Genomic DNA, 15887 nt, shown 5'->3' with positions numbered 1-15887 from the left:
TTTATGCCTCCATGATAATAGGCAGGATCATAGGACTTCTCTTGGTACGTTTCCATAAAAATTCACTGAGCGCATCCTTCACAACTGTCTTGATCTTGCCCCAGTCCGTAATATTACGTTCCAGACAAGAATCCAGTGCATTCTCTACCACTTCTCTTGCACCATCCATCAGATCCTCAGATTCCCTCACATATACGAAGCCTCTGGAAACAATGTCCGGTCCTGCAAGAATCACATTGCTGTGGCGTTCCAACGTAACCACAACGATCATAATTCCATCTTCTGCAAGATGCTGACGGTCACGAAGAACGATATTTCCTACATCTCCTACACCAAGTCCGTCTACCAGGATTGCTCCTGTGTGTACAGTGCCTGTTACTTGTGCACTCTGGCTGTCAAGCTCCAGAATATTTCCGGATGCAAGGACAAAGATATTCTCTTTGGGGATTCCAAGTTCCTCAACTACATTTTTCTGTGCGGTCAGATGTCTGTATTCACCATGAACAGGGATTGCATATTTCGGTTTTACCAGAGAATAGATCAGCTTGATTTCTTCCTGGCAGGCATGTCCGGAAACATGGACATCCTGGAAAATAACCTTCGCACCCTTCATGGAAAGCTCATTGATAACCTTGGATACCGCTTTCTCATTTCCCGGAATCGGATTGGAACTGAAAATAATAGTATCATTCGGTTTGATCACTATTTTCTTATGGATGTTTGCAGCCATACGGGAAAGAGCTGCCATGGATTCACCCTGGCTTCCTGTTGTGATCAGCACTACCTGTTCATCCGGGTAATTCTTAACCTGATCGATCTCAATCAGAGTCTGATCCGGAATGCGAAGGTATCCAAGCTCTGCTGCAGTTGTGATAACATTTACCATACTGCGGCCCTCTACTGCAACCTTGCGTCCGAAACGATAAGCTGTGTTAATGATCTGCTGTACGCGGTCTACATTGGATGCAAAAGTGGCAATAATGATTCTGTTTGTCTTATATTCATTGAAAAGATTATCAAACACATGTCCCACAGAACGTTCAGACATGGTAAATCCGGTTCTCTCTGCATTAGTACTGTCACACATCAGTGCCAGTACTCCCTTTCTTCCAATCTCTGCAAAACGCTGCAGATCAATGGCATCTCCGAATACAGGAGTATAATCTACTTTAAAGTCGCCGGTATGCACTACGATGCCTGCCGGAGAATAGATCGCAAGTGCAGATGCATCCTGGATACTATGGTTTGTCTTGATAAATTCAATTGAAAAATCACCAAGATTAATGACCTGTCCATGCCTTACTTCCTTTAACTTGGTAGTATTGGTCATATTATGCTCTTTCAGCTTATTTGCAATAAGAGCAATGGTCAGCTTCGTGGAATAAACAGGGACATTTACATCTTTGAGTACATACGGCAGCGCACCGATATGGTCCTCATGTCCATGAGTGATCACAAAGCCTTTTACTTTGGAAATATTCTCTTTTAAATAGGTGACATCCGGAATGACAAGGTCAATTCCGAGCATATCATCTTCCGGGAAAGCAAGACCGCAGTCTACCACAACAATGCTGTCTTCATATTCAAATGCTGTGATATTCATTCCAATCTGTTCCAGACCACCCAGAGGAATGATCTTTAATTTAGATGTTGGTTTCTTCGGTCTGCGGGAAGAATTCTTTATCGCAGCCTTAAATGGTACCTGTATTCCGTTCTTCTCTTTATCTGCCGGAGCCTTGCGGTCCTGCATTGGTTTTCTTCCATAAGAGTTTCTGTGCTGTGGTTTATATTTATAATTCTTCGGTCTGTTGTATGGCCTCTTCTGACCATGTCCGAACTGTCCGTCATGATTTTCACGCGCTTCATTATTAAACTGGTTGTTATTTTCGTTACTCAAGTACTACACCTCCATGCTACATTTCAAGGTCTACGTCATCTAACATTTGTTCAAATACTTTAAAAACAGCCTGCATCTCATCCTCGTCCTCGACCATTTCATAGCAGGCTTCCTGACTGTCATCCTCTGACACGTCTTTAAAAATATAGGCTGTCGCCTCATCATCCTGAGAATCAGATACCAGAAGATATGCAACTCCTCCGATCCTGGTCTGCTCCTCTACATAAAACTCCGCTTCTGTTCCGTCCTCAAGCTGAAATTTAATTTTCTCCATCTTATTAATCTCCTAACAGGACAGGGAATCCAGATATCCCTGCAAAATAAAAACAGCAGCCAGCTGATCCAGATACTGCTTGCGGTTCTCTCTGCGCACACTGGCTTCCATTAAAGTACGATTGGCTTCTACTGTTGTCAGACGCTCGTCCCACATGATCACTTCAAGACCTGTACGTCTCTCCAGCATTTCTTTAAATTCCAGTGATTTTTGGGCACGTTCTCCAATCGTATTGTTCATGTTCTTCGGATATCCAAGCACGATCTTCTCCACGTGATATTCCGAAACAAGTTCTTCAATACGGGCAAGTGTCTGGCGCAGGTGGTTCTCCTGTTTACGCCAGATCGTCTCTACACCCTGAGCGGTGATCCCCAACGGATCACTGATAGCTACACCGACTGTTTTTGATCCATAATCTAATCCCAGAACCCTCATATCAGCGTTCCCAGGATTTGTTCTTAATATACTCGTTTAAAAGTTCCTCTACCAGTTCGTCGCGCTCTACTTTCATGATCATGCTTCTTGCGCCCTTGTGACTGGTAATATAAGTAGGATCTCCGGACATAATATATCCAACGATCTGATTGACCGGATTGTATCCTTTCTCATCCATTGCTGTGTAAACGAGATCCAGAACTTCTTTTACCTGAAGCTCCTGGTCTGGTTTTGTTCTGAAATATTGGGTATTACCCAGATTGTTCTCTGCCATTTTATTCACGTCCTTACCTGATTTATTGTCGCAAAGCCTTCTTAGTAATTCTGCTTTGCTATGTATTGCAAATTTCGTATACAATACACATATTTTCTTCTATATTTTAATATAATTTCACGTATTGTGCAACCGCAAATTTATTGATGATTATTCGTTACTGTTCACACACGTTACTGTTCACTCCGTTCTCAGTAACATAGCCAAAATTCATTCCAGATTGCCTGCGGCAATGGAATTTTGGCTTGTATGTCTCGGGATTTTGGCATATTCATGCCAAAACACCTCGCGGGATAGTGGTGTGTGAACAGTAACTCACACACCACTATTCCGCTGAGAATGAAGTGAACTGTAACTATTCTATTCCCAGAACCTCACCTGTTAATGTATGTTCTTCCAGGAATTCTTCAGCTTTTACAGTAATGATGTCATTCACACTGTAGTTGTCCTGTTTTTTCACTGCTGTTTTAATATATTCCATACTGTGGCCGATATACCACTGCTCTCCGTTAATCTCTACTTCTTCCTCAAGAAGTACTTTCAGTTCACCGCCGAGCATGGATTTCTCATATTCTTTCGCATGCTGTTCATTTAAAGCAAGCATCTTGTCACTTCTGACCGCTTTCTGTGCTTCAGTGAGCTGTCCGGACATGGCTGCAGCCTTTGTTCCATGGCGGCGGGAATATTTGAAAATATGAGTTTCATAAAAATGAATGCTCTCTACGAAATCATAGGAATCCTGAAAATCTTCTTCTGTTTCCATCGGAAAACCAACGATCACATCTGTGGTAAGTGCAGGAGTTCCCAGATATTTTCTCAGAAGCCCGCATTTCTCTGCATATTCTGCGCTTCTGTATCTGCGATTCATTCGCTCCAGTGTGGTATCACATCCGCTCTGCAGGGACAGATGGAAATGCGGACACATTTTCGGCAATGCGGCAATGCTCTGCACAAATTCTTCTGTGATGATTCCCGGTTCCAGGGAGCCCAGACGGATTCGTTCGATTCCTTCTACCTCATGTACTGCCCGGATCAGGGAAAGCAGTGTTTCTTTCTCTTCTGCCGGGAAATCTATACCATAAGAGCTTAAATGAATTCCTGTCAGAACGACTTCCTTGTATCCTTTTGCTGCAAGTGCATGAACCTCATCCATTACCTGCGCGATCTTACGGCTTCTGACACGACCTCTTGCATAAGGAATGATACAGTAAGTACAGAATTGATTACAGCCGTCCTGAACTTTGATATATGCACGTACATGCTCTGCTGTATGATCAATTGCCAGTTCTTCATATTCTTTTGTCTGGTTGATCTTGAGCACATGTTTCTGTTTGGTGTGCTGTTGCTCATATTCCTCGAGTACCTGGACAATATTTCCCTTCTGATTGTTTCCAAGGATCAGGTCTACAGCCTCATCTTTATCCAGTTTCCCTTCATCTGTCTGTACATAACATCCGGCTGCGATCACGATAGCATCCGGGTTCATTTTCTTTGCTTTGTGCAGCATCTGTCTGGATTTACGGTCTGCAATGTTGGTTACTGTACAGGTATTAATCAAATATACATCAGCCCCCGGTTCAAAAGGTACGATCTCGTAGCCCGCTTCTTCCAGAAGCTGCTGCATGGCTTCTACTTCATAGGCGTTTACTTTACATCCTAAGTTGTGAAGTGCAACTTTTTTTCCCATTCTTTCCTCCTAATTGATTTTTCTGTTTTTATAATTCTATACCTGCATACTCATTTTCTGTAGTCTGGACTTTGTATACATGCTGACATTTCGAAAACTTATATGCTTACAGAATAGATTTTGTTTTCGCTTTAGTTATTGTTCATTTTCTACAAAACAGTCTGATATTTTAGCACTGTTCTACATTTTCACTAAATCTTTCTGGAAATTTTATCCGTTTTCACCTTGACTTTTATGGTCTCTGCCGTTAAGATGAAAACTGTAAGCTGACAGATAATCAGGTCAGCAAATAACTATTATTAAGGGAGGTTCTCATAATGAAAACAGTTAAAATTTCACTGAACTCTATCGATAAAGTGAAAGCGTTCGTTAATGAAATCAGCAAATTCGACTGCGATTTCGATTTAGTATCCGGAAGATATGTAATCGACGCAAAATCTATCATGGGTATTTTCAGCCTTGATTTATCCAAACCAATTGATTTAAACGTCCACGCTGATGGCGCTGCTCTTGATACCGTTATGGCAATCGTAGGCAAATACGTTACAGAATAATTTTTTCGCAGTCATTGAGGAACTGTTTACCAGTTCCTCTTTTTTTGTATACCAGAGTTTCAAGTTCAAACATAAGGAAGTAGCGTCAGCAGATTCCGAATGTTTGTAATCGATATTAATCAATCTCAATAATCTCAACAGTCTCCAGCGCTGTCTTCATGAGTTCGTCAATTTTTTCTTCCAGTTTTGTTTCAGAACGGTGGATCACGTTCAGGTTTGGTTTGGTAACCGGATGTTTTGCCACGAAAATAGTACAACAGTCTTCGAATGGCTGAATGGATGTTTCATAGGTTCCGATTTCCCAGGATCTTTCTACGATTTCCTGTTTGTCGAATCCGATAACCGGACGGTATACAGGGAGTGTGCAGACTTCGTTTGTTGCTGCAAGGCTCTGCAGGGTCTGGCTGGCAACCTGACCGATGCTTTCTCCAGTGATCAGACCGAGACATCTGCTTTCTTTTGCGAAATGCTCTGCAATACGCATCATGTAACGACGCATAATGATAGTCAGCTCATCGTGCGGACACTGGTCGTAAATATAGAGCTGGATATCTGTGAAGTTCACTACATGAAGGCGGATTGGTCCACTGTATTTTGCTACCTGTTTTGCCAGATCTACAACTTTCTGTTTTGCTCTCTCGCTGGTGTATGGCGGAGAGTGGAAATATACAGCGTCAATTTTAACGCCACGTTTTGCGATCATGTATCCTGCTACCGGGCTGTCGATGCCGCCTGAAAGAAGAAGCATGGCTTTTCCGTTTGTGCCGATCGGCATTCCGCCTGCGCCCTTGATAGTCTGGGAATATACATAGATCTTGTCTCGGATTTCTACGGAAAGAGTCAGGTCCGGTTCATGTACATCTACGCTTGCATCCGGAAACTCATCCAGGATACGACCGCCGAGTTCTGCACTAACTTCCATGGATGTGATCGGATAAGATTTCTTTGCTCTTCTTGTATATACTTTGAAACTTCCGTCGTAGTTCGGATGGCAGTTCTTCATGTAGGAAACTACGTCCTTTGCCATCTGCTCGAATCCCTGATCTTCGTAGATCACTACAGGGCAGATTCCAACAATACCGAATACATGCTGCAAGGCTTCTACAGTTTCATCATAGTCATACTGCTCCGGGCAGAATACATAGATTCTTCCCTGTTCTTTCTTTACTTCAAACTCACCTTCTACTTTGGAAAGGGCAATGTTCATCTGCTTTACAAGGGCATCTTCGAAGATGTATCTGTTCTTGCCCTTGATGGCGATTTCTGCGTATTTTATTAAAAATGCGTGGAATATCATTTGTTTCTCCTTCTCTTATTTTGCTTATAATAAATTGTTTTATATAATATTAGAATTAATATTTTTCTGGATTTAATATCTGTAATTTTCAAATAGAATTCATATAAATGCTATTAACAACCTTTTCAAATATTCCTGAGCTTATCTCAGGTTCCATTCCAAATATCACTTATAACTATTATTTGTTATCTGCGTGCATAGCGTTTCAACATCGGCAGTACTTCATTCAGAACTTCCAGGCAGTAGTCAACTTCTTCGAATGTATTCTCCTCTGAGAAGCTGATACGTACAGTGTTCTCGATCTGTGCATTGCTCATTCCCATTGCTGAAAGTGTTGCGCTTGGTTTTCTCTTATGGCTGGAGCATGCGCTTCCTGCTGATACGTAAATGTTTCTGTCCTCTAAGGTATGAAGCAATACCTCGCTTCTGATTCCCAGAAAGCTGACGCTTAAGATATGCGGTGCGCCTTCTCTGACAGGCATTCCGTTGATTACTACATCGTCAATCTTAGAAAGTCCTTCTGCCATGCGTTCTTTGAGCTGGTAAAGATGCTCTACTTTCTCGTCAAAGTTCTGGTACATCATCTTCGCTGCAACACCAAGTCCTGCGATTCCCGGTACATTGTCTGTTCCGGAACGCATGCCATTCTGCTGGCCGCCGCCGAGAATCAGAGGCTGCACTTTTGCCTTGCTGTTGATGTACAGGAATCCAACTCCTTTTGGTCCATGGATCTTATGTGAGCTGACAGACAGAAGATGGATATTCCATTTCTTCGGATAAATACGATATTTGCCGAATGCCTGGATCGCATCTACATGATACAGCGCCTTCGGACACTTCTCCTGGATCATTGCACCGATTTTCTCTACAGGCATAACCGCACCGGTCTCATTATTTACCATCATTGTAGATACGAGAATGGTATCCGGCCTTAATGCTTTCTCCAATGCGTCAAGTTTTACTACTCCATGCCCGTCTACAGGAAGAATGGTCACTTCAAATCCCTGTTCCTGCAGAAAAGCTACCGGCTGGCTGACTGCAGCATGCTCTACTGCAGTTGTGATAATGTGATTACCGCTTCGTTTGTTGGCAAGCGCACCACCGATCAGAGCCAGGTTGTTTGACTCTGTTCCGCCGGAAGTGAACAGGATTTCTTTTTCTGTTACTTTCAGTATCTGTGCCAAAGTTCTGGCAGATTCTTTGACATACCCTTCTGCGTCTACACCTTTCTGATGCATGGCAGATGGGTTTCCGAAATCTTCCATCATTGTTTTTACCACGATGTCCTTTACTTCTTCAAAGCAGCGGGTCGTGGCTGAATTATCAAAATATGCTTCCATTTTTGTTCTCTCTTGTTTTTATTATTCATTTTCCAACTGGAACATCAAAACTGAAAGAATCGCAAGTCCTGCTGTCTCAGTTCTGAGGATTCGTCTTCCAAGTGTAATCGCATGGGCACCTGCTTCCAGTGCCTTTGCTACCTCTTCTTCCTCGAATCCACCCTCCGGTCCGATAAAGATACCGACAGACTGTCCAGGCTTAATCTCGCTGAGGATTTCTCTGGTTTCTTTCATTCCTTTGGCAAGTTCGTACGGGATCAGTTTTACATCTAACTGTTTCGCAAATTCCAGTGCCTGTTTGTAGGTCATTACTTCATGGATTTCCGGGATCAGCATTCGCTTGGACTGCTTTGCTGCACTCTCTGCGATCTGCTGCCAGCGAACCACCTTCTTTGCTGCCTTCTTAACATCCAGTTTCACCACACATCGCTTTGTCTCTACCGGGATTATAGAAAAAGCTCCCAACTCTACTGCTTTCTGGATGATCAGTTCCATCTTGTCTGCTTTCGGCAGTCCCTGGAAAAGATAAATTTTATTTGGCAGCTCATATTCCGGCTCCTGTGCATAGAGGATATGCAGCAGAACCTCATCCTCTCCCAGTTCTTCAATCTGGCAGCGGTATTCTTTATCTCCTCCGTCACTGATCCACACATCCTCCCCACATTTCATGCGGAGAACGTTTTTAATATGATTTACATCCGTCCCATTGATGTGGATACGGTGTGCCTCTTTCTCAATCTGATAAGGCTCCACAAAAAAACGCTGCATAGGATCAGTCCTTTCTTGCTGTTACGGAAACCCACTCGCCCTGATGTGTCACTTCTACGACCGTCAGGCCTGCTGCTTTTACTGCCTCCACTACAACTTCTTCTTTCACATCAAGAATACCGGAAGTAATGTAGTAAGCGCCTTTTTTCATCTGGTTTACAATTACCGGTGTCAGAGGGATCAGAACATCTGCAAGGATATTTGCTGTTACGATATCATATTTTTCATATCCTGCCTGATCCTGAATTGCTTTATCGTCAATGATGTTTCCGATCACCATATCAAAAGTTTCATCCACGATCTGGTTTGCTTCTTTATTCTCTGCAACTGCAGGAACTGCACATGGATCAAGGTCTGTTCCCAGTACATGTTTCGCACCAAGTTTCAGGGCAACGATACCAAGGATACCGCTTCCGGTTCCTACGTCAAGCATCTCTGTATCCGGTGTTACATATTTCTTTAACTGGCGAATCACAAGCTGAGTAGTCTCATGCATACCTGTACCGAAGGCTGTACCCGGATCAATGTGGAGGATCATCTTGTCTTTATCCTCTGCTTTTACTTCTTCCCATGACGGTACGATAAGGATATCATCTACATAGAACTGGTGGAAATACTGTTTCCAGTTATTAATCCAGTCCTTGTCCTCTGTCTGAGATTCTTCAATGGTAGCTTCCCCGATGTCCATAAAATTCTTCAGGTCATCTAATGCTTCACGAACATCTTTCAGGATTGCTTCTTTGTCTGCATCTTCTTCCAGATAAAAATTCAGATAGGCAACGCCGTCATCTGCAGGTCCTTCCGGCATAATATCTACAAACATCTGAGCCTTGTCTTCCTCAGTCAGAGGCTGTTTGTCCTGAATTTCCACGCCTTCAATGCCGACTTCTGCAAGTGTGCTGATAACGATATCTTCTGCTTCTGTTTTCGTTTTTACTGTAAAACGGTTCCACTTCATGTAATTATCTCCATTTCTTTATGTTATATAATTAACTATTATCATCCCAAAATATGTTTGGCCCATTCTCTGTTACTCTGCAGCTATTCCCATAATGCAGCATCTCACCACATCCAGTCAATTCTTATTTACCCACCGACTGCATGCTTCACTTATTTTTTCAAAAAAATGTCTGAATATCTCGTGGCGGTTTCCTTTGCTGTAAAATCTCCACGCCAGTTCTACCAGTGCAACTCCGGCAATGGCATCCACCAGATAATGCTGTTTAAGCACCTGGGTAGAAATAATGATCAGTATTGCAAATATCAGTGAAAAATGCTGATACCATTTTGGAATATTCTCTGATTTACTGACTCCGCGCCAGCTCAGCCAGCTTACATAACAATGGATTGACGGAAATAAGTTAGACGGACTGTTTCCACCATCCATGAGATAAACAAACTTAAGCATCTGCTGGGACCATGTAGTTCCTGCAATCTCAGGTCTGACATTGGTAGTTGGCAAAACCAGAAAAATAATAAAACATGTAATATGAACAGTCAGATCAGTTGCCACAAACCGATAAAATCCATCTTTTCCTCTCTGTGCGGCCAGAATATAATTCACTGCCCAAAAAGGAAATGCCAGAATATAAATCCAGATAAACTGTGGTATTAACGGCACTGCCCTGTCCAGTGACATGGTAAAATCAAAATGATATCTGTCTGCTGTCAGTACTCCGCTTCCCCAGTAAATAAGACAGTTTAATACAAAAATACTTATCAGCGGCAAAATTGCCCATACAGGGAGATACTTCTCCCGAAAAGCTGCGATCTTCTCTGTTTTTGTCAAATATCTCTCCATTTCTCAGGAAACTTTTATTCCTGTCTGTTCATCTGATTTTTACCGTTACTCTTCAATATACACGACTATACAAAAAAAGAAAAGAGGGTAAACCTCTTTTCTTTAATTTTCTTTTATAATTAATCCTCAAAAGTCTCTTTTAATTTATCCATGAAACTCTTTTTCTTCTTTTCCGGTTTTTCAAAATCATCAGAATCTTTTGATTTCGGACGGTTACCACACGCCTCATCGAATTTGCGCAGTGCTTCTTTTGCTTCTTCGTTGAGGTTTGTAGGAACCTGCACAACAAAAGTCACATAATGATCGCCACGTACATTCTTGTTTCTCAGAGACGGTACACCTTTTCCCTTCAGACGGATCCTTGTGTCTGTCTGAGTTCCGGGTTTCACTTCATATTCAACCTCTCCATCCACTGTGTTGATACGTACAGTACCGCCCAGTGCTGCCTGCGCGTATGTAAGAGGCGCAGTAGAGAAGATATTCATATCCTGTCTCTGGAAGATCGGATGACGTGCAACATTTACTTCTACAAGCAGATCGCCTCTCGGACCTCCGTTTGTACCCGGTTCACCCTTCTCACGGATGCGGATGCTCTGACCATTGTCAATACCTGCAGGTACAGATACCTGAATCTTCTTTCTTGAAGATGTATATCCGGTTCCGCGGCAGGAAGTACATTTATCCTTGATGATCTTACCTGATCCATGACAATCCGGACAAGTCTGTACATTACGCACCATTCCAAACATGGACTGTTGTGTATAAACAACCTGACCTTCTCCATGACATTTCGGACAGGTTACCGGTGAAGTCCCCGGCTTCGCACCTGTTCCATGACAGGTGGTACACTCGTCTTTCAGTACGATCTCCAGTTCCTTCTCACAGCCAAAGACAGCTTCTTCAAAAGTAATATTTACGCGTGCGCGGAGATTAGCTCCCTTCATCGGACCATTATTGGCACGTCTGCTTCTGCTGCCGCCGCCAAATAAATCGCCGAAAATATCGCCGAAGATATCACCCATATCAGCACCGTTAAAATCAAAACCTCCGAAGCCGCCGCCGGCACCTCCGCCACCGTTTTCAAAAGCCGCATGGCCAAACTGGTCATACTGTTTTCTCTTCTCCGGATCGCTTAAGATGGTGTAAGCCTCTGTTGCCTCTTTAAATTTCGCCTCAGCCTCTTTATCTCCTGGATTTACATCCGGGTGATACTTCTTGGCCAGCTTACGATATGCTTTTTTAAGTGTTGCGTCATCGGCGCTTTTGTCCACGCCTAAGACTTCATAATAATCTCTCTTATCAGCCATGATTTTAATCCTATACCCGTTTTATTTATAACACAACTATTCAGTGAGAGAGACTCTCCCACTGAACAGTTATTATTGATATTTCCGTTGCAAATCTCTGCTTTTACAGAAATGTCACATTATACTTCTTTGTAATCAGCATCTACAACATCATCGTTGTTTCCTGCATCTGTGCTGCCTGCTGCACCGCCGCCCATATTCATGTCCGGTCCTGCCTGGCCGCCTGCCTGCTGTGTCTGCTCATACATTTTAGCGAAAAGCTTCTGAGCACTTTCCATCATCTTCTCCTGAGCAGCTTTAATATCTGCTACCTGAGAATCTGTCATCTCTTCTGCATTTGCAGTCTGAGACAGTAAATCTTTCAGTGCGTTCAGGTCTGCTTCTACAGCAGCTTTATCATTAGCATCGATCTTGTCTCCGGCTTCTTTCAGTGCATTCTCAACCTGGAATACCATGGAATCAGCATTGTTTCTTGTATCGATTGCTTCTTTACGTTTCTTATCCTGTGCTTCAAACTCAGCAGCTTCTTTTACTGCCTTGTCGATATCGGAATCAGACATGTTAGAACCAGCTGTGATTGTGATGTGCTGTTCTTTACCTGTTCCAAGATCCTTAGCAGATACATTTACGATACCGTTTGCATCGATATCAAATGTAACTTCAATCTGCGGAACACCACGACGTGCTGGCGGGATTCCGTCCAGACGGAACTGGCCAAGGGATTTGTTGTCTTTTGCAAACTGACGCTCACCCTGTACAACGTTGATATCTACTGCTGTCTGGTTGTCTGCTGCTGTTGAGAAAATCTGGCTCTTTCTTGTAGGAATTGTAGTATTTCTCTCAATCAGTCTTGTTGCAATACCACCCATTGTCTCGATGGACAGTGACAGTGGAGTAACATCCAGAAGAAGGATATCACCTGCGCCTGCATCACCTGCAAGTTTACCACCCTGGATAGAAGCACCAAGTGCTACACACTCATCCGGGTTCAGGTTCTTGCTTGGCTCTTTGCCTGTTAACTGTCTTACTTTATCCTGAACAGCCGGGATACGGGAAGATCCACCAACCAGAAGTACCTGGCCAAGTTCAGATGCTGTGATACCTGCATCTGAAAGTGCACGACGTACCGGTTCTGCTGTCATTTCTACTAAGTCATGTGTTAATTCATCGAATTTAGCTCTTGTAAGGTTCATATCGAAGTGTTTCGGGCCTTCTGCTGTAGCTGTGATGAATGGCAGATTGATGTTTGTAGTTGTTGCGGAAGAAAGCTCTTTCTTTGCTTTCTCTGCAGCTTCTTTTAATCTCTGAAGTGCCATCTTATCATTGCTTAAGTCTACGCCTTCTGCTTTCTTAAACTCTGCAAGCATGTAATCTGTAACTTTCTGGTCGAAGTCATCACCACCAAGACGGTTGTTACCTGCTGTGGAAAGTACTTCAATAACGCCGTCACCGATTTCGATCACAGATACATCGAATGTACCGCCACCTAAATCGTATACCATGATCTTCTGTTCTTTTTCATTGTCAAGACCATATGCAAGAGCTGCTGCTGTTGGCTCGTTGATGATACGTTTTACATCAAGGCCTGCGATTTTACCGGCATCTTTTGTTGCCTGACGCTGAGCATCATTGAAATATGCAGGAACTGTGATAACTGCTTCTGTAACTTTCTCACCAAGGTATCCTTCTGCATCTTTTTTCAGTTTCTGAAGAATCATAGCAGAAATTTCCTGTGGAGAATATTTCTTGTCGTCGATTGTTACACGATAGTCAGTACCCATCTCTCTTTTAATGGAAGAGATTGTTCTCTCTGCGTTTGTTACTGCCTGACGTTTTGCAGGTTCACCTACAAGACGTTCTCCTGTTTTTGTGAAAGCGACAACTGATGGTGTTGTTCTTGCGCCTTCTGTATTAGCGATAACTGTTGGCTGTCCGCCTTCCATTACGGCTACACAGCTGTTTGTTGTACCTAAGTCAATACCAATGATTTTTCCCATAATCTTGTTCCTCCTGTTTATTTTCAACTAGATTTGATATATTCTATATTTTCATGTAAATTAGTTGGCTACTTTTACCATACTGTGGCGGACTACGAAATCCTTGTAAGTGTAACCCTTCTGGAATTCTTCTACCACAATATTCTCACCAGCTTCTTCATCCTCCACATGCATTACTGCGTTATGGAAGTTCGGATCAAATTCCTTACCCACTGCTTCAATCGGTTTCACGCCCAGCTCATCTAATGTGGTGATCAGCTGTTTATAGATCATCTTCATGCCATCTGCAAAAGAATCTCCTTCAGGTGCCTGTGCAAGACCTCTCTCGAAGTTATCCACAACCGGAAGGATCTTCTCAACAATGTCCTTGGCTCCGATGATATACATGCTGGATTTCTCTTTCTCCGTTCTCTTACGGAAGTTATCGAATTCAGCCATGTTTCGTTTCAGCCTGTCTGTAAGTTCTTCGATCTGCTGTTCAAATTTATCTTTTTCTTTTTTCTTCTTGCCGAAGAAAGAAGTTTTTGATTTGCTGTCTTTCTTGTCATCCTGGGAAGCTTCCTCGTCTCCGTCCTCTACCGGGATTTCCTCTGTTTCCGCTTCGCCGTTCTCTACAACTTCAGGTTCATTCTCAACAGTTTCTTCTGTTACCGGAGTCTCTGTTGTCTCTTCTTCCTGAGCTGTGTTCTTTGTTTCTTCTGACACTCTCTATTACCGCCTTTCTAACTCTCTTTCTTAATCAGTTCGTCCAGCTGGACTTTCAAAGCCTTCAGGCTGTCAACTACGTTTGCATAATCCATACGCTTGGGACCGATGATACCGATAGTACCATGCATTCCTTTTCCAAGTTCGTAAGTGGCTGTGACTACACTGCAGTCTTTCATGGTCTGCACCGGCATCTCATCACCAATGTACACCTGAATTCCTGTGTTCTCTGTATCAGACATTCTCTCTTTCACCAGGTCTACCAGATCCTGCTTCTCTTCAAATGCTGAAATCAGCTCGCTCGCTTTGCTTGTGTCTGCAAGCTCCGGATACTTGAAAATGTTGGTTGCTCCTGAAGTATATATCTGCATATCGTCTTCGTCTACCTGGATGGTGTCTGCCACTGCATCAAGGACTGTGCCAACCACAGAGCCATGTACACCTGCCTGTTCTTTCAGGCGGGCAATCATTCCCAGGTTGATATCCTGAATGGGCACCCCATTTAAGTTGGTGTTAAGAAGAAGATTTAATTTCAGGATTGTCTGATCGTCCATCTCCTCATCCAGATTGATGATCTGGTTTCGGATGACATTGTTATCACTCACTACTACTGCCACAAGCTGAAGGGGTGTCACACGGGAAAGCTGGATGAATTTAATCTTGCTTCCGCTGTACTGTGGAACAGAGATCATTGTTGCATAGTTGGTATTGGAGGCCAGTACCTTTGCTACCTGCTTCAGCATTTTATCCAGTTTGTCAGTTTTCTCTATCATGAGATCCTTGATTTCCTGAACCTCTGATTCCTTTTCTTTCATCAGCTCGTCTACGTAGAGGCGATAACCTTTATCAGAAGGAATTCTTCCGGCTGAGGTGTGGGGCTGTACGATATATCCCATATCTGTCAGGTCTGACATCTCATTCCGGATGGTGGCAGAGCTTACATTTAAATCTGCAAACTTGGAAATGGTCCGGGAACCCACCGGTTCGCCTGTTTCCATGTAGGTTTTGATGATGGCTTTTAGTATTTTCTTTTTACGATCATCTAATTCCTGATCCATGAAGTTCCACTCCTTTACTGCCTTTGTTTTTGGTTTGTTAGCACTCATGTTTTAGGAGTGCTAACACCTTATGCTCATAAGATAGCACTCTTGATTTGGTTTGTCAATATTATTTTGTGAATTTTTTGTTATTTCATAACAATATTATTTATTTGATTTGATGAAAAGAATGCTGTGAGAAATTGACTATAACATCATTTTTTATCTCATATTACTTGTAACCTGTTCTGGAATTGACCATAAAAATATTTTTCCTGTTTCAGGTCATTCTTTTCCTGCCCTGGCCTTGACTGTAATTTTTCTTTTCCTATTTCAGGTCATTCTTTTCTTCTCATAGGCTTGACTGCAATTGTTATTTTCTTGTTTCAGGTCATTCTTTTCTTCTTACAGCCTTGACCGTAATTATCATTTTCTTGTTTCAGGTCATTCTTTTCCTCTCACAGATTTGACTGTAATTGTTCTTTTTCTGTTTCAGGTCATTCTTTTCTTCTCG

General features: G+C 42.7%; 15 protein-coding genes. 1 reads left to right on the top strand and 14 read right to left on the bottom strand.

What is annotated here, in order from left to right:
• Window position 1: 1 nt before the first annotated feature.
• From LI074_RS02275 to mtaB, 5 genes are all read right to left on the bottom strand, one after another.
• Complete coding sequence (locus tag LI074_RS02275; RefSeq protein ID WP_008707417.1) at window positions 2–1750, bottom strand: ribonuclease J; 1749 nt, start codon at window positions 1748–1750, stop codon at window positions 2–4.
• Between the two features lie 163 nt (window positions 1751–1913).
• On the bottom strand, window positions 1914–2171 hold the full coding sequence (locus tag LI074_RS02270; RefSeq protein ID WP_008707416.1) for a DUF1292 domain-containing protein: 258 nt from the start codon (window positions 2169–2171) through the stop codon (window positions 1914–1916).
• Window positions 2172–2183: 12 nt separating this feature from the next.
• Entirely contained in the window at window positions 2184–2606 is a 423-nt protein-coding gene (gene ruvX / locus LI074_RS02265) for a Holliday junction resolvase RuvX (protein ID WP_008707411.1), read from the bottom strand.
• A 1-nt stretch (window position 2607) separates the two neighbouring features.
• On the bottom strand, window positions 2608–2880 hold the full coding sequence (locus LI074_RS02260; RefSeq protein WP_020994102.1) for an IreB family regulatory phosphoprotein: 273 nt from the start codon (window positions 2878–2880) through the stop codon (window positions 2608–2610).
• Window positions 2881–3235: 355 nt separating this feature from the next.
• A complete protein-coding gene (gene mtaB / locus LI074_RS02255; RefSeq protein WP_119245741.1) occupies window positions 3236–4567 on the bottom strand; it encodes a tRNA (N(6)-L-threonylcarbamoyladenosine(37)-C(2))-methylthiotransferase MtaB in 1332 nt (443 codons plus the stop codon).
• Between the two features lie 317 nt (window positions 4568–4884).
• Here mtaB and LI074_RS02250 point away from each other — a divergent pair, with 317 nt between their 5' ends.
• Window positions 4885–5121: an HPr family phosphocarrier protein gene (locus LI074_RS02250; RefSeq protein ID WP_022381218.1), complete on the top strand. Its 237-nt coding sequence runs from the start codon at window positions 4885–4887 to the stop codon at window positions 5119–5121.
• A 115-nt stretch (window positions 5122–5236) separates the two neighbouring features.
• Here the strand turns inward: LI074_RS02250 and thiI are convergent, their stop codons facing one another.
• The 9 genes from thiI to hrcA form a co-directional block, all read right to left on the bottom strand.
• On the bottom strand, window positions 5237–6418 hold the full coding sequence (gene thiI / locus LI074_RS02245; RefSeq protein WP_173697618.1) for a tRNA uracil 4-sulfurtransferase ThiI: 1182 nt from the start codon (window positions 6416–6418) through the stop codon (window positions 5237–5239).
• Between the two features lie 185 nt (window positions 6419–6603).
• Complete coding sequence (locus tag LI074_RS02240) at window positions 6604–7758, bottom strand: cysteine desulfurase family protein (RefSeq protein ID WP_055052523.1); 1155 nt, start codon at window positions 7756–7758, stop codon at window positions 6604–6606.
• Between the two features lie 21 nt (window positions 7759–7779).
• The gene (locus LI074_RS02235) at window positions 7780–8526 is read right to left on the bottom strand and encodes a 16S rRNA (uracil(1498)-N(3))-methyltransferase (RefSeq protein WP_025579202.1); all 747 of its coding nucleotides are present in this window, start codon (window positions 8524–8526) and stop codon (window positions 7780–7782) included.
• Between the two features lie 4 nt (window positions 8527–8530).
• Window positions 8531–9484, bottom strand: a complete 954-nt coding sequence (gene prmA / locus LI074_RS02230; protein ID WP_008707396.1) for a 50S ribosomal protein L11 methyltransferase — start codon at window positions 9482–9484, stop codon at window positions 8531–8533.
• A 117-nt stretch (window positions 9485–9601) separates the two neighbouring features.
• Window positions 9602–10315 carry a phosphatase PAP2 family protein gene (locus LI074_RS02225; RefSeq protein WP_226839685.1) on the bottom strand — a complete coding sequence of 238 codons (714 nt, stop codon included), beginning with the start codon at window positions 10313–10315 and terminating at the stop codon, window positions 9602–9604.
• 131 nt (window positions 10316–10446) lie between these two features.
• Window positions 10447–11634 (bottom strand): molecular chaperone DnaJ, encoded by a 1188-nt coding sequence (dnaJ, locus tag LI074_RS02220; protein WP_022381214.1) that lies wholly within the window; start codon window positions 11632–11634, stop codon window positions 10447–10449.
• A 119-nt stretch (window positions 11635–11753) separates the two neighbouring features.
• Complete coding sequence (gene dnaK / locus LI074_RS02215; protein ID WP_008707391.1) at window positions 11754–13631, bottom strand: molecular chaperone DnaK; 1878 nt, start codon at window positions 13629–13631, stop codon at window positions 11754–11756.
• A gap of 60 nt (window positions 13632–13691) precedes the next feature.
• Window positions 13692–14336 (bottom strand): nucleotide exchange factor GrpE, encoded by a 645-nt coding sequence (grpE, locus tag LI074_RS02210; protein WP_173697617.1) that lies wholly within the window; start codon window positions 14334–14336, stop codon window positions 13692–13694.
• Window positions 14337–14353: 17 nt separating this feature from the next.
• Complete coding sequence (hrcA, locus tag LI074_RS02205) at window positions 14354–15394, bottom strand: heat-inducible transcriptional repressor HrcA (protein ID WP_008707388.1); 1041 nt, start codon at window positions 15392–15394, stop codon at window positions 14354–14356.
• Between the last annotated feature and the right edge of the window lie 493 nt (window positions 15395–15887).

The organism is Blautia sp. MSK18_10 (genome assembly GCF_020553185.1).
GTDB lineage: Bacteria > Bacillota > Clostridia > Lachnospirales > Lachnospiraceae > Blautia_A > Blautia_A wexlerae.
The sequence above is the reverse complement of the archived record's forward strand: the minus strand, read 5'-3'. Positions and strand labels throughout refer to the sequence as shown.